This is a genomic window from Aromatoleum buckelii, from assembly GCF_012910785.2.
Classification (GTDB): Bacteria; Pseudomonadota; Gammaproteobacteria; order Burkholderiales; family Rhodocyclaceae; genus Aromatoleum; species Aromatoleum buckelii.
Genome location: NZ_WTVH02000010.1, coordinates 724,850 through 743,306 on the forward strand (window position 1 = coordinate 724,850; position 18,457 = coordinate 743,306).

The following is an 18,457-nucleotide window of genomic DNA, read 5'->3' on the forward strand; positions in this document are numbered from 1 at the left end:
CGGGACCGACCACGAGGAGAGCGCAATGAGCGTAGCCAGCAAGGCCCCCGATCACATCCGCGCAATCACGCCCTATCCGCCCGGCAAGCCGATCGGCGAGCTGGCGCGGGAAATGGGGATCCCCGAAGCCAACATCGTCAAGCTGGCGTCCAACGAGAATCCGCTGGGCATGAGCGTGCGCGCCAAGGAAGCCGCCCAGGCGGCGCTCGTCGACATCGAGCGCTACCCGGATGGCAATGGCTTCGAGCTGAAGGCAGCGCTGTGCGCGCGCTTCGGCGTGCAACCCGAGCAGATCGTGCTCGGCAACGGTTCGAACGACGTCCTCGAGCTCGCCGCGCATGCATACCTCGCCCCCCGCAGTTCTGCAGTGTTCTCGCAGCACGCATTCGCCGTCTATCCGCTCGCGACCAATGCAATGGGCGCGCGCGGCATCGAGGTGCCGGCGCGGGCTTACGGACACGATCTGGCCGCAATGGCAGCGGCGATCGCGCCCGACACGCGAATCGTGTTCATTGCGAACCCGAACAACCCCACCGGCACCTTCGTCGACGGCCACGAGCTCGAAACTTTCCTCGCCCGGGTGCCGTCCGATGTGCTCGTGGTGCTGGACGAGGCTTACACCGAATACCTGTCCGAACAGCAGCGTTACGACAGTCTCTCGTGGTTGCCGCGCTTTCCGAACCTGCTCGTTTCCCGAACCATGTCGAAAGCATATGGCATGGCGGGCCTGCGCGTCGGCTACGGCATCGGGCACCCCGATGTCGTCGACCTGATGAACCGCGTCCGCCAGCCGTTCAACGTCAACAGCGTGGCGCTCGCGGCAGCGACGGCTGCGATCGCCGACGAGGAGTTTCTCGCCCGCAGTGCTGACGTCAATCGGCGCGGCATGGCGCAGATCACCGAGGCGCTCGCCGAGCTCGCGCTGGAATGGATCCCGTCGGCGGGCAATTTCGTCACGTTCAGGGTCGGGGATGCAGGAGCAGCGAATCTGGCGCTGCTGAAACAAGGCGTCATCGTCCGGCCGATCGGCGGCTACGGCATGCCCGAATGGCTGCGCGTTTCGATCGGCCTGCCGGAAGAGAACGCCCGTTTCATCACCGCCCTGCGGCAGGCGCTCGCATGACTCAGGCAAGGGACAGACAATGTTCATGATCGACAAGCTGGTCGTCTGCGGTGTCGGCCTGATTGGCGGCTCGTTCGCGTTGGCGCTGCGCCGGGCCGGATTGGTCAGACGCATCGTCGGGATCGGGCGCAGCCCGGCATCGCTCGCTCGCGCAGTGGCGCTGGGCGTCATCGACAAGGCGGCCGCCGGCTGGGCCGATGCGCTGGACGGCGCCGATTTCGTCCTGCTGGCTACTCCGGTCGGGCAAATGGATACGGTAATGGCAGCGATGGCGCCGCATCTGGCGCCGGGAACGGTGGTCACCGACGCCGGCAGTACCAAGCGCGACGTCATCGAGGCGATCTACCGCAATCTTCCCGAGCATCTCCCGTACGTTGTCCCGGCGCACCCGATCGCCGGCGCCGAGTGCAGCGGTGTCGAGGCGGCGTTCGCCGGCCTGTACGACGGGAGGAAAGTCGTCGTCACGCCGTTGCCCGAAAACGAGCCGGAGGCGGTGCTGCGCGTGCGCCAAGCGTGGGAGGCGTGCGGGGCGCTGGTGCACGAGATGCCGCCGCAGGAGCACGATCGCGTGTTTGCGGCGGTCAGTCACCTGCCTCATCTGCTGGCGTTCGGGCTGGTGCACGACCTGGCCGGGCGGTCGAACGCCGAACAGCTGTTCGGGTACGCCGCGAGCGGCTTTCGCGACTTCACGCGTATCGCGGGCAGCCATCCGGAGATGTGGCGGGATATCTGCATCGCCAACAGACAGGCTCTGCTGGGTGAGCTGGACCAGTATCTGGCCGAGCTCGCGCAGCTTCGGGCGCTGCTGCTGTCTGCCGACGGCGACCGACTCGAGCAACTGTTCGGCGAGGCGCGCGCGGCCCGCAATGCCTGGGCCGAGCAATTTTCCACCTCTGCCAACGCTGTTCCGATGCCCGAGTGACCATGGACTTTCTCGACCTTCCGCCGATGCTCGACGCCACGGGGCGAGTACGCCTGCCGGGCTCGAAGAGTATTTCGAACCGCACGCTGCTGCTTGCCGCGCTGGCCGAGGGACGGACGGAAATCCGTGACCTGCTCGCGTCCGACGACGTCGAGCGGATGCTCGACGCGCTGCGCACGCTGGGCGTGTCGTGGGTACGCCAGGGTTACAGCGACGACTATCGTGTCGACGGCGCCGCGGGCCCCTTTCCTGTCAAGGCCGCGGACCTGTTCCTGGGCAATGCCGGCACGGCATTCCGCCCGCTGACCGCTGCACTCGCGCTGTCGGGCGGCGAATACCGCCTGACGGGGGTTCCGCGGATGCACGAGCGGCCGATCGGCGACCTCGTCGACGGGCTGCGGCAGATCGGTGCGGACGTGCGCTATGTCGGCGTCGAAGGCTTTCCGCCGCTGCATATCCTGCCGGCCATGATTCGCCCTGGCGGTGTGCTGCGCGTGCGTGGCGACGTTTCGAGCCAGTTCCTCACCGCGCTGCTGATGGCGTTGCCGCTCACCGGAACGCGGACCACGATCGAAGTCGTTGGCGAGCTGATCTCGAAGCCGTACATCTCGATCACGCTCGATCTGATGGCGCGTTTCGGCGTCGAGGTGCAGTGCGAGGGCTGGACCCGCTTCACCGTTCCGGACGGCGCCCGTTACCGCAGCCCCGGCACGGTGTTCGTCGAAGGGGACGCATCGTCGGCTTCGTACTTTCTTGCCGCGGGGGCGATCGGCGGCGGACCGGTTCGCGTCGAAGGCGTGGGCCGCAGCAGCATCCAGGGCGACGTGCGCTTCGCCGAGGCGCTTGCCGAACTGGGCGCCGGGGTCGACATCGGCGACAACTGGATCGAAGCGCGGGCACCGGAGAGCGGACGACTGAAGGCGTTCGATCTCGACCTGAACCATATTCCCGACGCCGCGATGACGCTCGCCGTCGCGGCGCTGTTTGCCGACGGTCCAAGCACGCTGCGCAATATCGCCAGCTGGCGGGTCAAGGAAACCGATCGCATCGCGGCGATGGCGAAAGAATTGCGCAAGGTCGGCGCCACTGTCGAGGAGGGCGCGGATTTCCTGCGCGTCACACCGCCTGCGGAGCTTCTGCCGGCGGCGATCGACACTTATGACGACCACCGCATGGCGATGTGCTTCTCGCTGGTGAGCCTGGGCGGCTGCCGCGTGCGCATCAATGATCCAAAATGCGTGAACAAGACTTTCCCGACCTATTTCGAGTGCTTCGCCCGCATCACCCGGCCGGTCCCGGTCGTTGCGATCGACGGACCGTCGGCCTCCGGCAAGGGTACGGTCGCCGCGCGCGTCGCCGCTGCGCTCGGCTACCACTACCTTGACAGCGGTTCGCTGTACCGCCTGGTCGCGCTCGCGGCAATGCGTGCGGAGCTTTCATTGGATGACGAGCCGGTGCTCGCTACGCTCGCTGCGCGATTGCCCGCCCGCTTCAGTGCAGCGCGAGCGGTGCTGGACGACGAGGACGTCACCGACGCTATCCGCAGCGAAGCGTGTTCGGTCGGCGCCTCGCAGGTGGCAGCCTTGCCTGCGGTGCGCGCTGCCCTGCTCGATCGCCAGCGCGATTACCGTCGTGCGCCCGGCCTCGTTGCAGAAGGGCGCGACATGGGCTCGGTCGTGTTCCCGGACGCGACAGTCAAGATATTCCTCACTGCGACTGTCGAGGCACGCGCGCAGCGGCGCTATAAGCAGTTGATGGAAAAAGGGATGGGTGCTAGCATGGAAAGTCTTCTAAAGGATCTTCATGAACGGGATGCGCGCGATGCCGCCCGGACTGTCGCTCCCTTGAAGAAATTGCCGGATGCGGTGCTCCTCGATACGACTGAAATCGACGTGGAGCAGGCGGTCGGTTTCGTGCTCGACCGGGTCCGCCGTTAGCGCGTTCCCGCAGGCGAGAAGCAGACCCGGAAAGGTTTGCTTCCTGATTTTCAATCCTCTACTGGTAGCCGCTTTCGGGCGGCTTTTGGACCTTCACTCTTTATGACCACTGCCACCCCCGTTTCCGATTTCCAGGAAAGTTTTGCCGACCTATTCGAAGAAAGCCTTGCCCGTCAGGAGATGCGCTCCGGCGAGGTGATCACCGCCGAAGTCGTGAGCATCGACCATAACTTCGTCGTCGTGAATGCCGGCCTGAAGTCCGAGAGCTACGTGCCGATCGAAGAGTTCCGCGATGACCGCGGCGAACTCGAAGTCAAGATCGGCGACTTCGTCCACGTCGCCATCGACGCGCTGGAAGACGGCTATGGCGAAACCCGTCTGTCGCGCGAGAAGGCGAAGCGGATCGCAGCCTGGAACGATCTGGAAAAGGCGCTCAACGAAGGCTCCTTGGTGAAGGGCCTGATTTCGGGTCGCGTCAAGGGTGGTCTGACGGTCATGACGAACAGCATCCGTGCGTTCCTGCCGGGCTCGCTGGTGGATATGCGTCCGGTCAAGGATACCTCGCCGTACGAAGGCAAGGAATTCGAGTTCAAGGTCATCAAGCTCGACCGCAAGCGCAACAACGTCGTGGTGTCGCGCCGCGCCGTGCTCGAAGAGACGATGGGCGAAGAGCGCGAAAAGCTGCTCGCGAACCTCAAGGAAGGCACGGTCGTCAAGGGTATCGTCAAGAACATCACCGACTACGGCGCGTTTGTCGACCTCGGCGGCATCGACGGCCTGCTGCACATCACTGATCTGGCGTGGCGTCGCGTGCGTCACCCGTCTGAAGTGCTCAACGTCGGCGACGAGATCGACGCCAAGGTCCTGAAGTTCGATCAGGAAAAGAACCGCGTCTCGCTCGGCCTCAAGCAACTCGGCGAAGACCCGTGGGTGGGCATTGCGCGTCGTTACCCGCAGGGCACGCGCCTGTTCGGCAAGGTGACGAACATCACCGACTACGGCGCGTTCGTTGAAGTCGAGCAGGGCATCGAGGGGCTGGTCCACGTGTCTGAAATGGACTGGACCAACAAGAACATCCACCCGACGAAGGTCGTTCAGCTCGGCGACGAAGTCGAAGTGATGATCCTCGAGATCGACGAAGACCGCCGCCGCATCTCGCTCGGCATGAAGCAGTGCATGTCGAACCCGTGGGACGATTTCGCGATCAACCACAAGAAGGGTGACAAGGTCCGCGGCCAGATCAAGTCGATCACCGATTTCGGTGTGTTCATCGGCCTGGACGGCGGCATCGACGGCTTGGTGCACCTGTCCGATCTGTCCTGGAGCGACACTGGCGAAGAGGCCGTGCGTCGCTTCAAGAAAGGCGATGAAGTCGAGGCTGTCGTCTTGGCGATCGACGTTGAGCGCGAGCGCATCTCGCTGGGCGTCAAGCAGCTCGAAGGCGATCCGTTCACGAATTTCATCGCGACGCACGAGAAGAACAGCATCGTCGGCGGCACCGTGAAATCGGTCGACGCGCGCGGTGCGGTGATCGCGCTGAACGAGGATGTGGAAGGCTACCTGCGGGCTTCGGAAGCTGCCGCGCATCGTATCGATGACTTGACGACCGTGCTGAAGGAAGGTCAGGGAGTCGAGGTGATGATCATCAACGTCGACCGCAAGACGCGTTCGATCAACCTGTCGATCCGCGCGAAGGACCAGGCCGAGCAGAGCGACGCGATGCAGAAGTTTGCGTCGGACAGTTCCGCGGCCAGCGGTACCACGAACCTTGGTGCGCTGCTGAAGGCCAAGCTCAACGAGCAGAAGCAGTAAATCCGGTTGGATATGACCAAATCGGAGCTGATTGCGAGGCTCGCGGCGCGTTTTCCGCAGCTGGTCGCAAAGGATGCCGATTACGCGGTCAAGATGGTGATCGATGCGATGTCCGAAGCGCTTGCGCGCGGGGATCGCATCGAGATCCGGGGATTTGGCAGCTTCGCATTGAACTATCGACCGCCGAGGGTGGGGCGTAATCCGAAATCCGGAGACAAGGTTCTGGTTCCGGAAAAGTACGTGCCCCACTTCAAGGCCGGCAAAGAGCTACGCGAGCGCGTCGACATCGCCGGATGAGCTGCGCGGCGATCGGGGCTGCATCATGAATGTCCGGGAAGGCGGCGCGAGCCGCCTTCTTTTTTGCCCTTCGCTCGGAGATAATTCATCCCATGCGCGTCGTAATGTGGATCATCCGGCTCCTGCTGTTCTTTCTGCTGTTCGGTTTCGCAGTGAAGAACGACCACCTCGTGAGCCTGCATTTCTTTTTCGGCAGCAGCTGGCAGTTGCCGCTGGTGTTCGTCATCCTCGTCGCATTCACCGCCGGTGCGCTGCTCGGCGTGACGGCGACTTTCGGCTCGCTGCTGCGTCAGCGTCGTGAAATCGGCCGCCTGCGGCGCCAACTCGACCGCGCCACGCGTGACCGTCCGGCCGCCCAGGTTCCGAGCACGGCCGAAGTCCAGGCGCCCGAGACTTTTTGAGCAATGGAAATCGAATTCTGGTGGTTTCTGGCGCTGCCGCTTTTTTTTGCGCTGGGCTGGCTGGCCGCGCGCATCGACATACGTCAGGTGGTGCATGAATCGCGCGCGCTGCCGCGTTCGTACCTGTCGGGCTTGAATTTTCTGCTCAATGAACAGCAGGACAAGGCGATCGATGCGTTCATCGAAGCGGTGAAGATCGATCCGCAAACGATCGAGCTGCATTTCGCGCTGGGAAGCCTGTTTCGACGCCGCGGCGAGACCGATCGCGCGATTCGCATGCACCAGAGCCTCGTCGACCGCGAGGACCTCTCCGATGAGCAGCGCCTTCAGGCGCTCGCCGAACTCGGTCAGGATCATCTGAAGGCCGGGTTGCTGGACCGCGCCGAGGCGGTGTTCCTGAAGCTTCGGGACACCCGCCTCAATGACATTGCAGTGCGTTTTCTGCTCGAGATCTACCAGCAGGAGAAGGACTGGGCAAAGGCGATCGAGGCGGCAAAGGCGCTGCCGGATCACGAGAGCGTCCTGTGGCGCAAGGAAGTCGCGAATTTCTATTGCGAGCTGGCGACCCTCGCCTTGGCAAGCTCGCGGAACGACGAAGCCCAACGCCATCTTGACCAAGCGTTCGCGATCAATCGGCGGTGTGTCCGAGCGAGCATCGTCCTGGGCGATCTCATGGCGGCGGAGAAGCGCTACGACGAGGCCATCGAAGTGTGGAAGCGCGTCGAGAGCCAGGACCCGGTCTACCTTGCGCTGGTCGCCGAACGCATCATGGACGCCCACCAGCGGCTCGACCGGGTCGAGCAGGGGCAGACGCTGCTGCGCTCGTGGCTCGAGCGTCATTCCTCGCTCGACCTCCTCGACGAGGTGTTCCACTGGGAACTCGAAAAGGAGGGATCGCGCGCGGCCTATGACCTCGTCAGGGAAGAGCTGCGCCGCAATCCGACCTTGCTCGGGCTCGACAAGTTGCTCGAAGCCGCATTGCTGAATGCGCCGGCCGAGCAGCGCAGCGACATCGAACTTGTAAAACAGTTAATCCATGGCCACACCCGCCGGGTCGCGCGTTATCGTTGCGCCGAATGCGGGTTCAAGGCCCGCCAGTTCCAGTGGCGTTGCCCCGCGTGCGGCGGCTGGGAAACCTATCCTCCGCGTCGCACCGAAGAATACGATCTCGCGCCGTAAGCGCCTGTGAGGGCTGTCGCCAGTGGCACGGCTCGCCCGCCGGTTTGCTGTCTCTTCCATTTGAGGACGATTCATGAAAATCACCGTCGTGGGTACCGGTTATGTGGGACTCGTCAGTGGGGCCTGCCTCGCGGACGTCGGCAACGATGTGCTGTGCCTGGATGTCGATCCGGCCAAAATCCGCATCCTGGAGGGCGGCGGAATTCCGATCCACGAACCGGGGCTGCTGGAGATCGTGCGCCGCAATGTCGAGGCCGGCAGGCTGTTCTTCACTACCGACGTCGAACAGGCGGCGCGCCACGGAACGATGCAGTTCATCGCGGTCGGGACGCCGCCGGACGAGGATGGGTCGGCGGATCTGAAGTACGTCGTCGCGGCGGCGCGAAACATCGGCAGGCACATGGATGGCTACCGCGTCGTCGTCAATAAGTCGACGGTCCCGGTGGGTACGGGCGACCGCGTTCGCGAGGCGATCGTTGCGGAATTGGCGGCCCGCGAAGCCGATTTTCCGTTCAGTGTCGTGTCGAACCCGGAGTTCCTGAAGGAAGGCGCGGCGGTCGATGACTTCATGCGCCCCGACCGGATCATCGTCGGGGCGGACGACGAGCGCGCGATCGATCTGATGCGCGAATTGTACGGCCCGTTTCAGCGCAACCGCGAAAAGATGCTGGTTATGGATGTCCGGAGCGCCGAGCTGACCAAATATGCCGCCAATGCGATGCTTGCGACCCGCATCAGCTTCATGAACGAACTGGCGAACCTCGCCGAGACGCTCGGCGCGGACATTGAACTCGTGCGTCAGGGTATCGGCTCTGACCCGCGCATCGGCTGGCACTTTCTCTATCCCGGCTGCGGCTACGGTGGTTCGTGCTTTCCGAAGGACGTGAAAGCGCTGATCAACACCGGCGACGAGCGCGGTCAGGATCTGCTGATCCTGAACGCCGTCGAGGCGGCCAACGAGGCGCAGAAGCTGCGTCTCGTCGACAAGGTCGTCGCGCGGTTCGGCGAGGACCTGTCGGATTGCCACTTCGGACTGTGGGGACTCGCCTTCAAGCCCAACACCGACGACATGCGGGACGCCCCGAGTCGGGTAATCGTTGCCGAGTTGCTGCGGCGTGGCGCGACGGTCGCTGCGTATGATCCGGTCGCGATGGGGGAGGCGCGGCGCATCTTCGGCGACGAACCGCGGTTGGCCTATGCGGAGCGGCCGATGGATGTCCTCGAAGGTGCCGATGCGCTGATCATCGTCACCGAATGGAAGGAGTTCCGCAGCCCCGATTTCATCCAGATCAGGCAGATGCTGCGGCACGCGGTGGTCTTCGACGGGCGCAACATGTACGAACCCTCGGTCATGGCACGCGTCGGCCTCGAATACCACGGCATCGGACGGCGCTGAGCCTCCGTTCCGGAACGATTGCCGATATAAGCTTATGCCGCCCCGCGGGTTTGCGCGGACGGGCTGCCCGCTTACTATCGGCCCATCGAAATCAGACCGGACCACAGGGACATGGACTACAAGACGCTGGAAGACTACGTGGGCCACACGCCGCTGGTGCGCCTCAAGCGCATCGGCGCGGGCCGCAACAACGTCATTCTCGCGAAGCTCGAAGGCAACAACCCGGCTGGATCGGTGAAGGACCGGCCGGCGCTGTCGATGATCGTCCATGCGGAAGCGCGCGGCGAGGTTCGCCCCGGGGACACGCTGATCGAGGCGACCAGCGGAAATACCGGAATCGCGCTGGCGATGGCGGCGGCGATGCGTGGCTACCGGATGATCCTCGTGATGCCGGAAAACCAGAGCGTCGAGCGGCGCCAGACCATGCGGGCGTTCGGCGCCGAGCTCGTGCTGACCCCGCGCGACGGCGGCATGGAAATGGCCCGGGACGTCGCCGAGCGAATGCGCGACGAAGGCCGGGGAATCATCCTCGACCAGTTCGCGAATCCCGACAATCCGCTCTCTCATTACGAAGCGACCGGCCCGGAAATCTGGGAGCAGACGGGCGGCCGGATCACGCATTTCGTCAGCAGCATGGGCACGACCGGGACGATCATGGGCTGCTCGCGCTTCCTGAAGGAAAGGAATCCGGCGGTCCGCATCATCGGCTGCCAACCGGATGAGGGCTCGCAGATCCCCGGCATCCGCAAGTGGCCCGAAGCCTATCTGCCGAAGATCTACGAAAAACCGCGGGTCGATGCGATCGAAAATGTGAGCCAGGCCGACGCCGAGGAAATGACACGGCGCCTGGCGCGCGAGGAAGGTATTTTTGCCGGGATCTCCTCGGGCGGTGCGATGCACGTCGCCGTCCGCATTGCGGCCGACCTGGAAAATGCGGTGATCGTGTCCATCATCTGCGATCGTGGCGACCGGTACCTGTCGACCGGCGTGTTTCCGGGCTGAGTTCCGTTCCGGCCAGCGCATGATGCGCCTGGCTTTTCTGCTTTTGCTTCTGGCCTGGTCGGGGATTGCCGGCGCGGGCGCCCTGCAGCTCGACCTGGGCCGCCTCGCGCATCCCGTTTTCGTCATCGAAGGCCTGCATGTCCGTCTCGGGGATGAAGGCGAGGCAGCCGAACTGGCAATCGAACGCTTCGCGATCGGCAAGCGCGACTGGCAGGACGTCACGATCCGTTGTCCCGACTTTCGCCTCGAACGTGCCGTGGTGCGCTGCCTCCGAGGCATGTTGACCGTTCCGGGCCTGTTCGAACGTACGGCGATCGACCTGCATTTGGACACGCGGAACAAGAGCGGGGAACTCAACCTCCGCATGCCTGGCCGTGAAGCGATTGATATCGTGATCCGCCCGGACGGCCGAATCGTCGCGTCGCTTGAAGGGCTTTCCGTCGCACGTCTGGGCAAGCTTGTCGATCTGGCAAGCTGGAATGCGGTGGGACGGCTCGCCGGTCGTATCGAATATTCCCCGACGCGCGACGGCGCCCGCATCAAGGTTTCCGGCACGCTCGGAGACGGCGGATTTGCGCAGGCCGATGGGCTGCGGGCGGCGGAAGGGGTGGGCCTGGACATCGATCTGGCGGCGCGGCGCGGGCTCGCCGGCTGGGACTGGCAGGGGCGGGTGGCGTGGAACGCCGGGGAGGCATATCTGCACCCGCTGTACCTCGTGGCCGGCCCGGTTATCGAGGCAGCAGGGCGGCTTGAAGGGGAAATGCTCACGGTAGCACGCGCGCGGCTTGAACTCGAAGGCGTGCGCGCAATCGCCGCAAACGCCGAAATCGGCCTGCAACCCGTAGCCGTGAGAAGCCTGGCGTTTTCGGTCGCCGACGCCGATCTCGCGGTGGTCGGTCCGCGCTATCTCGCTCCGGCGTTTGCGCCGTCCGCAACGGATCGGCTGCGGTTTTCCGGTCACGTCAGCGCCGCAGCGACAGTTGAAGAGGGAGTGCCGACCACGGTGGAGCTTGCATTCGACGAGGCGGGCTTCAGCCTCAGTGACAAGGAATTGAGTTTCGGGCCGCTGACCGGCGTCGTGCCCTGGCGCGCCGAAGCTCGCACCGAAGCGCGACTGGCGGTCGGTGGCGGCCGCTGGCAGAAGCTCGCGCTGGGGGCTTTCGAACTCATCGCGCAGCTCGATGGACAGCGCGTCGACGTCGACCGCGTCGCGATCCCGGTGCTCGATGGAGCGCTGGTGCTGGAGCGGCTGGCGCTCGCGCACGATGCGACGGGCTGGCATGGCAGTGGCGCCGCGGTTGTCGAGCCGATCTCGATGGCGCTGCTCGCCGAGGCGGCCGGCCTGCCCCCGATGTCCGGCGTGCTGAGCGCGTCGCTGCCGGGGCTGCGCGTCGCACCGGGCGAAATCTCGCTCGACGGCGCTCTGGTGATTTCGGTGTTCGACGGCTACCTGCAGGCGACGCGGCTGCAACTGCTCGAACCGTTCGGCGTCGCGTCGCATCTCTACGCCGACGTCCAGGCGCGCCACCTCGACCTCGCGCAACTGACCGAAGCCTTCTCGTTCGGCAGCGTGTCGGGGTTTGTCGACGCGCATGTCCTCGGGCTGGAACTCGCCCGCTGGCGACCGGTGCGCTTCGATGCTCGCGTCCTCAGCAGCCCCGGAAACTATCCGCGGCGGATCAGCCAGCGCGCGGTGCAGAACATCAGCGCGCTCGGCGGGCCCGGGGCGGTCGCCGCGCTGCAGCGCGGACTGCTCGGCCTGTTCGAGACATTCGGTTATCGCGACATCGGCATCTCCTGCGTCCTGCGCGATGGCGTATGCCGCATGGACGGGCTGGACGACCGTATGGCGCCCGGTGACGGCTACTACATCGTGCGTGGCGGCGGCATCCCCGCGCTGAATGTCATCGGCTACAATCGGCGCGTCGATTGGAACGAGCTGATCGATCGTCTGCAGCGGGTGATTGCGTCGAACGCGTCGCCCGTCATCCAGTAGCAGTCGGAATTCGCGGCTTCGCCGCAACAGGCCCGGCTCGCCACGGGCAGGAACAGGAGGCTGGATGACCGCATTCCCCAGAGTCGCTGTGCTCGGCGCCGTGGTGGCGATCGCCAGCGCCTGCGTGACGATCAATATCTATTTTCCCGCTGCGGCCGCGGAAAAAGCCGCCGATCGCATCATCGAGGACGTCTGGCAGCTGGGCGAAGGCGAGACGCCGACGATCCGACCGCAACAGGACGGGGAGACGAAATGAATGCGATGACGATGACGAAGGCGATGATGAAATGGCGCGGCTGGATCGCCGTGTTGCTGCTCGGCTTTGCCGGACTGGTGTTCGCGCAGGGGAACATCGAAATCGACACGCCGACGATTGCGGCGCTCAAGCAGTCGATGCAGCAGCGTCATGCGAAGCTCGCGCCGTTGTACGCGTCGGGTGCCGTCGGGCTGGCGGCCGATGGCAACGTCGCCCTGCGCGATGCCTCCGGCGTCCCGCTCGCGCAGCGCGGCCAAGCGAATGCGCTGGTCGCGGCTGAAAACGCCGATCGCGCCGCCCTCTACCGCGAAATTGCGCGCGCCAACGGTCATCCCGAATGGGAGGCGGATGTGCGCGCCACGTTCGCGCGGCGCTGGATCGAGCGCGCCCAGCCGGGCTGGTTGATCCAGCGCGATGGCAGCTGGGTGCGCAAGTGATGCCGGTCCTCGTCTTCGATATCGAGACCATCCCGGATGTCGAAGGCATTCGCGTGCTCAACGATCTGCCCGACGATCTCGACGATTACGAAGTCGCCGAGTTCGCTTTCCAGGAGAGGCGCGCGGCCAACGGCAGCGACTTCCTGCAGCATCACCTGCAGCGCGTCGTGACGATTTCGTGCGTGCTGCGGGACGCCTCCCAGTTCCGGGTGTTCTCGCTGTCCGAACCGGAGTGCACGGAAGGCGAGATCATCCAGCGCTTCTACGACGGCATCGAACGCTTCACGCCGCAGATCGTGTCGTGGAACGGCGGGGGTTTCGACCTGCCGGTGCTGCATTACCGCGGCCTGAAACACGGCGTGTCGGCGCCGCGGTACTGGGACCAGGGCGAAGGGGACTACCAGGATTCGCGCGATTTCAAGTGGAACAACTACATCGGCCGCTACCACAACCGGCACCTCGACCTGATGGACCTGCTCGCGCTGTACCAGCCGCGCGCGAATGCACCGCTCGACGAGGTGGCTAAGCTGATGGGGTTTCCCGGCAAGCTCGGCATGGACGGTTCGGCAGTGTGGTCCGCGTGGCAGGACGGACGCGCAGCGGAAATCCGCGATTACTGCGAAACCGACGTCGTCAACACCTATTTGGTGTACCTGGGTTTTCAGCGCATGCGCGGGCAGCTCGATGCGGCGTCGCATGGAGCTGAACTCGCAGTCGTGCGCGAAGCCCTCGCGCGCATCGACGCGCCGCACTGGAAGCAGTTCCTTGCCGCCTGGCCCGGAGTCTGAACCTCAAGGAGATATGCTAATGTCGATCATCGGGACCATCATCATCGGCTTCATCGTCGGACTCCTTGCCCGCCTGCTGCATCCGGGCAAGGACGGCCTTGGGATCATCATGACGACGCTGCTTGGTATCGCTGGAGCGATGCTCGCGACGTACGGCGGACAGTTCCTCGGCCTGTATCGGCCGGGGGAGCCCTCCGGCTTCATCGGCGCGCTGATCGGCGCAATCATCATTCTGTTCATCGTGACCCGCCTGCGCAAATGATCGGCGCAGAGAGCTGAAAAACGGCCAGCGTGAAGCTGGCCGTCGGTGCTGAACGGTCGGCGGCACCCGCTGCCGCACAACCTCTCAAGAAAACGCCCGGCCGTCCCCCGTTTTCTTGTCCCCCTGAGGGGCGGAAACGGCAAAGCCTCGGGGGGCGCTCAGTACACGTCGTGCTGGGTGTTATAGATGTTGAAGTGCCCGGTCGGCGTGATCAGCTTCGGATCCTTGATCACGGTCTTCAGCTCGAGTGTCTTGTCGTCGACGACGACGATCGCGGACTCCTTGTCCTTCGCCGACCACACGGAGAACCACACCTCGTTGCCGTCCTTGTTGTACTCCGGCTGCACGACCCGCTTCGCGCCGTCGTCCTTCAGCTCGGCCCATTCGGCGATCGGCAGCACCTTCAAGCCACCCTGCAGGTTCGTAAGGTCGTACACCGCGACCGTCTGGCTGACTTTCGCGTCCGGATGAAGCGGGTTGTCGACGTACAGGTGCTTCGACTTCGGATGCGTCTTGATGAACAGCGACCCTCCGCCCTGACTCTTCAGCGTATCGACCATTTTCCACGCGTACTGCTTGTGCTTTTCCGGATCGGTGCCGATCAGCGCGATCGTGTCGTCGCCGAGGTGGCCCGTCGCCCACACCGGTCCGTAGGTCGGATGCGTGAAGTTTGCGCCACGTCCGGGGTGCGGGATCTTGCCGACATCGATGAGTCCGGCGAGCTTGCCGTCCTTCGCATCGATCGCCGCGACCTTGTTCGACTGGTTCGCTGCGACCATGAAGTAGCGCTTCGACACATCCCAGCCGCCGTCGTGCAGGTAGGGCGCGGAACCGATCTCGGTGGTCTTCAGGTTCTGGAGGTCGGAGTAGTCGACCATCAGCGTCTTGCCGGTTTCCTTGACGTTGACGACGAACTCCGGCTTGAAGTGCGACGCGACGATCGCGGCGACGCGCGGCTCCGGATGGTATTCCTGCGTATCGACGGTGAGGCCGCGGGTCGACACGATCTTCTGCGGCTCGAGCGTATCGCCGTTCATGATGACGAACTGCGGCGGCCAGTACGCGCCGGCGATCGCGTATTTATCCTCGTAGCCCTTGTACTTCGAGGTGTCGACCGAGCGGGCCTCGAGGCCGATGCGGATCTCGGCGACGTTGTCCGGCTTCTCCATCCACAGGTCGATCATGTTGATCTTCGCATCCCGTCCGATCACGAACAGGTAACGGCCTGAGGCCGAGATGCGGGAGATGTGCACCGCGTACCCGGTCTTGACGATATTGATGATCTTCTTCGTGTCGCCGTCGATCAGCGCGATCTCGCCGGTGTCGCGCAGCGTCGTCGAGAAGATGTTCGAGATGTTGTAGTCGTTCATCTTCTTCTTCGGCCGATGCTCGGGGGGGACGAGGACTTTCCACGTTTCCTTCATTTGCGCCATGCCGAACTCGGGCGGTTGCGGAGGCGACTGCTGGATGTAGCGCGCCATCAGGTCAACTTCCTCGTCGGTGAGCTCTCCCGACGTTCCCCAGTTCGGCATGCCGGCGGGCGAGCCGTACTTGATGAAGACCTTGAGGTATTCGCTGCCCTTGGCGAGCGTAATGTCGGGTGTCAGCGGCTTGCCGGTCGCCCCCTTGCGCAGCACGCCGTGACAGCCGGCGCAGCGCTGGAAGTAGATATTCTGGGCTTTCGCGAATTCGGCCTTGGTGATCTTCGGCGCGTCGGGATTGATGTCCTGGTACATCTCGACATCGGCCAGCGGAGAACCGCCGGCCTGGTACTTCGCCTCTGCCTCGCCGACATGCTCCTCGGTGTTCGCCTGGGCGAATACCTGCGACATTGCGAGCGGCAGGCTCGCAAGCAGGAAGACGCCGCTGATCCGATTCCTCTTGATACCCATCGTCGATCTCCTTCAGGGATGAACTGGTGGCGCAACGACTCTGTCGGGTACTGGTTGTCGAGGAACTCAACCCGTCAGCGCGAGTTCCTCGATTGTTGTTCCATTGCCAAGCAGGGCGTGCAGCGACACGACCGACCCGATCATGATCAGCGCCGGCGACTTGAGCTGTGCCCGTTTCACGGTCGCCGAGAGCTGGTCGAGTCGGTCGGTCACGGTGATTTGCCTGTTCGTGGTGCCCGCATGCACTACCGCCGCCGGCGTATCGGCCGGAAGCCCATGGGTGATCAGCTGCTGGCAGATGATGTCGAGCGCGCCGAGCCCCATGTAGATGACGACCGTCTGGTTTGGCCGGGCCAGCGCCGGCCAGTCGAGATTGACGGTGCCATCCTTGAGATGCCCGGTAGTGAAGATCACCGAGCGTGCGTGGTCGCGATGCGTCAGGGGGATGCCCGTACAGGCCGAGACGCCGCATGCCGCGGTGATCCCGGGTACGACTTCGCATTCGATCCCGGATTCGAGGAGCTCCTCCATCTCTTCGCCGCCGCGCCCGAACATGAACGGATCGCCCCCTTTCAACCGTACGACCTCGAGCCCGCTGCGGGCGAGATCGACCAGGAGACCGTTGATCCGGTCCTGCGGCAATGAATGGTATCCCGCCTCTTTGCCTGCATAGATCATCCTCGCCGCCGGATCGGCCAAGTGGAGGATTTCCTCGCCGACAAGGTGATCATAGACGACGGCCTGCGCCTTCGACAGCAGGCGTGCCGCTTTCAGCGTGAGAAGCTCCGGATCGCCGGGGCCCGCCCCGACCAGATACACCTTGCCCGATCGTCTGCATGCTGCCGGGTCATCGGGACCGTCTCCCGAAGGATCGAAGCCGCCGATATGCTTGCTCATGAATGGCTCTCCGCGTGTGCCGCGAATCCGTGCTCCGCGGCGGTTCGAATGGCGCGAACAGGGCGTTCGGGCGTCGCCACTTTATCCCTACTTACCGTCCGGGAAATTAACCGATATCAAGGAGGGCCAGGCTATGTCGGCACGATACTGCGGCCATACCTGAGCGGATCAGGTTGGCATCCCGCCTCCCGTCCGTGATGGCCCATCTTTCCAGTGCGGACTGACGAGGACCCGAGCGTGTTCTGTCGAAGCATCCTGATCGCGGCTTTCCTTCCGGCGCTGGTTTTCCCGGTCCACGCCCAAGACACTGCCCCCGACGACAAGCGGCAGCGCGAGCTGGTGCATATGGTTCGCCAGGACTGCGGATCGTGTCACGGCCTGACTTTGCAGGGCGGCCTCGGCCCGGCCCTCACTCCTGCGACGCTACGCGGCAAGCCTTCGGAGGGGCTGGTCGCGACGATTGTCAATGGCCGGCCTGGTACGCCGATGCCGCCGTTTCGCGGCCTGGTCGATGAATCGGAGGCTGCATGGATCGTGGAACGGCTCGTCGACGGTTTTCCCGCGGATGGCGGCCCCGAGTCCGCTCAACAGACGGCGGACACGCGGTGATGGTGCCTTCGCCAGCCTGCGCATCGGCCCCTGAAAAAGAGAGACGCATGATTCCCGGAAGCAAAGTGAAGCGTGCAGCATTGGCTGTCTCGATGCTCCTGCTGTCGGCGTGCGCATCCCAACAGCCGGTCGCGTTGCGGGGCACCGGCGACCTCGGCGTCGTCGTCGAGCGCGCGACCGGCCAGTTGCAGGTCATCGAGACGACGCATCGCCGGGCGCTCGCGCAGGTTTCCGGCCTCGGCGATCTGTCCCATGCATCGGTCGTGTTCTCACGCGACAGCCGCTACGCCTACGTCTTCGGCCGTGATGGGGGGCTGACGAAGGTCGATCTCCTCACCGCGACGATCGCGAACCGCGTGGTACAGGCCGGCAACGCGATCGGCGGCGGGATTTCCCAGGACGGCCGCATCCTCGTCGCGCAGAACTACGAACCGGGCGGAATCAAGGCTTTCGACGCCGACACGCTCGAACTGCTCGCGGATGTGCCAGCCACCTACGGCACGGATGGCAAGCGCTCGAAAGTCGTCGGGCTGGCCGATCTGCCGGGCAACCGCTTCGTCTATTCGCTGTTCGACGCCAACGAAATCCGCGTCACCGACCTGTCCGATCCGCGCCATCCGAAGACTGAACGTTACCCGTCCGGCAAGCAACCGTACGATGCGCTGGTGACGCCCGACGGGCGCTACTACATCGCCGGGTTGTTCGGCGAGGACGGTCTGTCGATGCTCGACCTGTGGCATCCGGAAGAGGGCGTGCGCACGATCCTGCCGGGCTATGGCCGGGGCGAGCAGGCATTGCCGGTGTACAAGATGCCGCACCTGCGCGGCTGGGCGGTTGCCGCGGGCCGCGCATACCTGCCGGCGATCGGCCGTCACGAAGTCCTGGTCGTCGAACTCGGCAGCTGGAAGGAGGTGGCGCGGATTCCGGTCAAGAGCCAGCCGGTCTTCGTCATGGCGAGGCCCGACGGCCGCGAGGTGTGGGTCAATTTCGCCTTCCCGGACAACAGCTGGATCCAGGTGATCGATACGGTCGGAAACGCCATCGTCGATACGCTGCAGCCCGGCCGCGCGATTCTCCATATGGAATTCGCCCCGAAAGGCGAGGAGGTCTGGGTGTCTGCGCGCGACGACAACAAGGTCGTGATCTACGGAACCGCGAAGCGCGACAAGCGCGCCGAGCTTCCCGCCGCCAGCCCGAGCGGCATTTTCTTCACCAGCCGCGCATTCCGGACAGGTTTCTAGAACATGGCTT

The 18,457-nt window shown here is 64.4% G+C and carries 18 protein-coding genes; 16 read left to right on the forward strand and 2 right to left on the reverse strand.

Going from position 1 to position 18,457, the window contains the following annotated elements; translation table 11 throughout:
* Window positions 1–25 precede the first annotated feature (25 nt).
* The 14 genes from hisC to GO608_RS14190 all read left to right on the forward strand — a co-directional run bounded on the left by hisC (window position 26) and on the right by GO608_RS14190 (window position 13,808).
* Window positions 26–1,123, forward strand: coding sequence for a histidinol-phosphate transaminase (gene hisC, locus GO608_RS14125; RefSeq protein WP_169197667.1), 1,098 nt, complete (start codon window positions 26–28; stop codon window positions 1,121–1,123).
* A gap of 19 nt (window positions 1,124–1,142) precedes the next feature.
* A complete protein-coding gene (locus GO608_RS14130; RefSeq protein WP_169197668.1) occupies window positions 1,143–2,045 on the forward strand; it encodes a prephenate dehydrogenase in 903 nt (300 codons plus the stop codon).
* A 2-nt stretch (window positions 2,046–2,047) separates the two neighbouring features.
* On the forward strand, window positions 2,048–3,982 hold the full coding sequence (locus GO608_RS14135; RefSeq protein ID WP_169197669.1) for a bifunctional 3-phosphoshikimate 1-carboxyvinyltransferase/cytidylate kinase: 1,935 nt from the start codon (window positions 2,048–2,050) through the stop codon (window positions 3,980–3,982).
* Window positions 3,983–4,084: 102 nt separating this feature from the next.
* Window positions 4,085–5,794: a 30S ribosomal protein S1 gene (gene rpsA, locus GO608_RS14140; RefSeq protein WP_169197670.1), complete on the forward strand. Its 1,710-nt coding sequence runs from the start codon at window positions 4,085–4,087 to the stop codon at window positions 5,792–5,794.
* Window positions 5,795–5,806: 12 nt separating this feature from the next.
* Window positions 5,807–6,091 carry an integration host factor subunit beta gene (locus GO608_RS14145; RefSeq protein ID WP_011236339.1) on the forward strand — a complete coding sequence of 95 codons (285 nt, stop codon included), beginning with the start codon at window positions 5,807–5,809 and terminating at the stop codon, window positions 6,089–6,091.
* Window positions 6,092–6,183: 92 nt separating this feature from the next.
* The gene (locus GO608_RS14150; protein ID WP_169197671.1) at window positions 6,184–6,492 is read left to right on the forward strand and encodes a LapA family protein; all 309 of its coding nucleotides are present in this window, start codon (window positions 6,184–6,186) and stop codon (window positions 6,490–6,492) included.
* A gap of 3 nt (window positions 6,493–6,495) precedes the next feature.
* Complete coding sequence (gene lapB, locus GO608_RS14155) at window positions 6,496–7,671, forward strand: lipopolysaccharide assembly protein LapB (protein ID WP_169197672.1); 1,176 nt, start codon at window positions 6,496–6,498, stop codon at window positions 7,669–7,671.
* 73 nt (window positions 7,672–7,744) lie between these two features.
* A complete protein-coding gene (locus GO608_RS14160; RefSeq protein ID WP_169197673.1) occupies window positions 7,745–9,067 on the forward strand; it encodes a UDP-glucose dehydrogenase family protein in 1,323 nt (440 codons plus the stop codon).
* Window positions 9,068–9,178: 111 nt separating this feature from the next.
* Window positions 9,179–10,069 carry a cysteine synthase CysM gene (gene cysM / locus GO608_RS14165; protein WP_169197674.1) on the forward strand — a complete coding sequence of 297 codons (891 nt, stop codon included), beginning with the start codon at window positions 9,179–9,181 and terminating at the stop codon, window positions 10,067–10,069.
* Window positions 10,070–10,088: 19 nt separating this feature from the next.
* The gene (locus tag GO608_RS14170) at window positions 10,089–12,065 is read left to right on the forward strand and encodes a translocation/assembly module TamB domain-containing protein (RefSeq protein ID WP_169197675.1); all 1,977 of its coding nucleotides are present in this window, start codon (window positions 10,089–10,091) and stop codon (window positions 12,063–12,065) included.
* Between the two features lie 64 nt (window positions 12,066–12,129).
* A complete protein-coding gene (locus GO608_RS14175) occupies window positions 12,130–12,321 on the forward strand; it encodes a hypothetical protein (RefSeq protein ID WP_169197676.1) in 192 nt (63 codons plus the stop codon).
* Entirely contained in the window at window positions 12,318–12,758 is a 441-nt protein-coding gene (locus tag GO608_RS14180) for a YdbL family probable chaperone protein (RefSeq protein ID WP_247003148.1), read from the forward strand. Before GO608_RS14175 ends, GO608_RS14180 begins: the two co-directional genes overlap by 4 nt.
* The gene (locus GO608_RS14185) at window positions 12,758–13,546 is read left to right on the forward strand and encodes a 3'-5' exonuclease (protein WP_211159274.1); all 789 of its coding nucleotides are present in this window, start codon (window positions 12,758–12,760) and stop codon (window positions 13,544–13,546) included. The genes GO608_RS14180 and GO608_RS14185 overlap by 1 nt, the downstream gene beginning before the upstream one ends.
* A 19-nt stretch (window positions 13,547–13,565) precedes the next feature.
* A complete protein-coding gene (locus tag GO608_RS14190; protein WP_169197678.1) occupies window positions 13,566–13,808 on the forward strand; it encodes a GlsB/YeaQ/YmgE family stress response membrane protein in 243 nt (80 codons plus the stop codon).
* A 158-nt stretch (window positions 13,809–13,966) separates the two neighbouring features.
* Here GO608_RS14190 and GO608_RS14195 read toward each other — a convergent pair whose 3' ends face one another.
* Both GO608_RS14195 and cobA read right to left on the reverse strand, forming a co-directional pair.
* Window positions 13,967–15,700 (reverse strand): nitrite reductase, encoded by a 1,734-nt coding sequence (locus GO608_RS14195; RefSeq protein WP_169197679.1) that lies wholly within the window; start codon window positions 15,698–15,700, stop codon window positions 13,967–13,969.
* Between the two features lie 66 nt (window positions 15,701–15,766).
* Window positions 15,767–16,597, reverse strand: a complete 831-nt coding sequence (gene cobA / locus GO608_RS14200; RefSeq protein WP_169197680.1) for a uroporphyrinogen-III C-methyltransferase — start codon at window positions 16,595–16,597, stop codon at window positions 15,767–15,769.
* 237 nt (window positions 16,598–16,834) lie between these two features.
* Here cobA and GO608_RS14205 point away from each other — a divergent pair, with 237 nt between their 5' ends.
* Together GO608_RS14205 and GO608_RS14210 are read left to right on the forward strand one after the other, a co-directional pair.
* Window positions 16,835–17,206 (forward strand): c-type cytochrome, encoded by a 372-nt coding sequence (locus GO608_RS14205; protein ID WP_425532303.1) that lies wholly within the window; start codon window positions 16,835–16,837, stop codon window positions 17,204–17,206.
* 47 nt (window positions 17,207–17,253) lie between these two features.
* The gene (locus GO608_RS14210; protein ID WP_169197681.1) at window positions 17,254–18,447 is read left to right on the forward strand and encodes a cytochrome D1 domain-containing protein; all 1,194 of its coding nucleotides are present in this window, start codon (window positions 17,254–17,256) and stop codon (window positions 18,445–18,447) included.
* Window positions 18,448–18,457 lie beyond the last annotated feature (10 nt).

Bases quoted from the DNA above. Each gene is read 5' to 3' on its own strand.
- hisC (WP_169197667.1), top strand. From the start codon at position 26: ATGAGCGTAGCCAGCAAGGCCCCCGATCACATCCGCGCAATCACGCCC.
- GO608_RS14130 (WP_169197668.1), top strand. From the start codon at position 1,143: ATGTTCATGATCGACAAGCTGGTCGTCTGCGGTGTCGGCCTGATTGGC.
- GO608_RS14135 (WP_169197669.1), top strand. From the start codon at position 2,048: ATGGACTTTCTCGACCTTCCGCCGATGCTCGACGCCACGGGGCGAGTA.
- rpsA (WP_169197670.1), top strand. From the start codon at position 4,085: ATGACCACTGCCACCCCCGTTTCCGATTTCCAGGAAAGTTTTGCCGAC.
- GO608_RS14145 (WP_011236339.1), top strand. From the start codon at position 5,807: ATGACCAAATCGGAGCTGATTGCGAGGCTCGCGGCGCGTTTTCCGCAG.
- GO608_RS14150 (WP_169197671.1), top strand. From the start codon at position 6,184: ATGCGCGTCGTAATGTGGATCATCCGGCTCCTGCTGTTCTTTCTGCTG.
- lapB (WP_169197672.1), top strand. From the start codon at position 6,496: ATGGAAATCGAATTCTGGTGGTTTCTGGCGCTGCCGCTTTTTTTTGCG.
- GO608_RS14160 (WP_169197673.1), top strand. From the start codon at position 7,745: ATGAAAATCACCGTCGTGGGTACCGGTTATGTGGGACTCGTCAGTGGG.
- cysM (WP_169197674.1), top strand. From the start codon at position 9,179: ATGGACTACAAGACGCTGGAAGACTACGTGGGCCACACGCCGCTGGTG.
- GO608_RS14170 (WP_169197675.1), top strand. From the start codon at position 10,089: ATGATGCGCCTGGCTTTTCTGCTTTTGCTTCTGGCCTGGTCGGGGATT.
- GO608_RS14175 (WP_169197676.1), top strand. From the start codon at position 12,130: ATGACCGCATTCCCCAGAGTCGCTGTGCTCGGCGCCGTGGTGGCGATC.
- GO608_RS14180 (WP_247003148.1), top strand. From the start codon at position 12,318: ATGAATGCGATGACGATGACGAAGGCGATGATGAAATGGCGCGGCTGG.
- GO608_RS14185 (WP_211159274.1), top strand. From the start codon at position 12,758: ATGCCGGTCCTCGTCTTCGATATCGAGACCATCCCGGATGTCGAAGGC.
- GO608_RS14190 (WP_169197678.1), top strand. From the start codon at position 13,566: ATGTCGATCATCGGGACCATCATCATCGGCTTCATCGTCGGACTCCTT.
- GO608_RS14195 (WP_169197679.1), bottom strand. From the start codon at position 15,700: ATGGGTATCAAGAGGAATCGGATCAGCGGCGTCTTCCTGCTTGCGAGC.
- cobA (WP_169197680.1), bottom strand. From the start codon at position 16,597: ATGAGCAAGCATATCGGCGGCTTCGATCCTTCGGGAGACGGTCCCGAT.
- GO608_RS14210 (WP_169197681.1), top strand. From the start codon at position 17,254: ATGATTCCCGGAAGCAAAGTGAAGCGTGCAGCATTGGCTGTCTCGATG.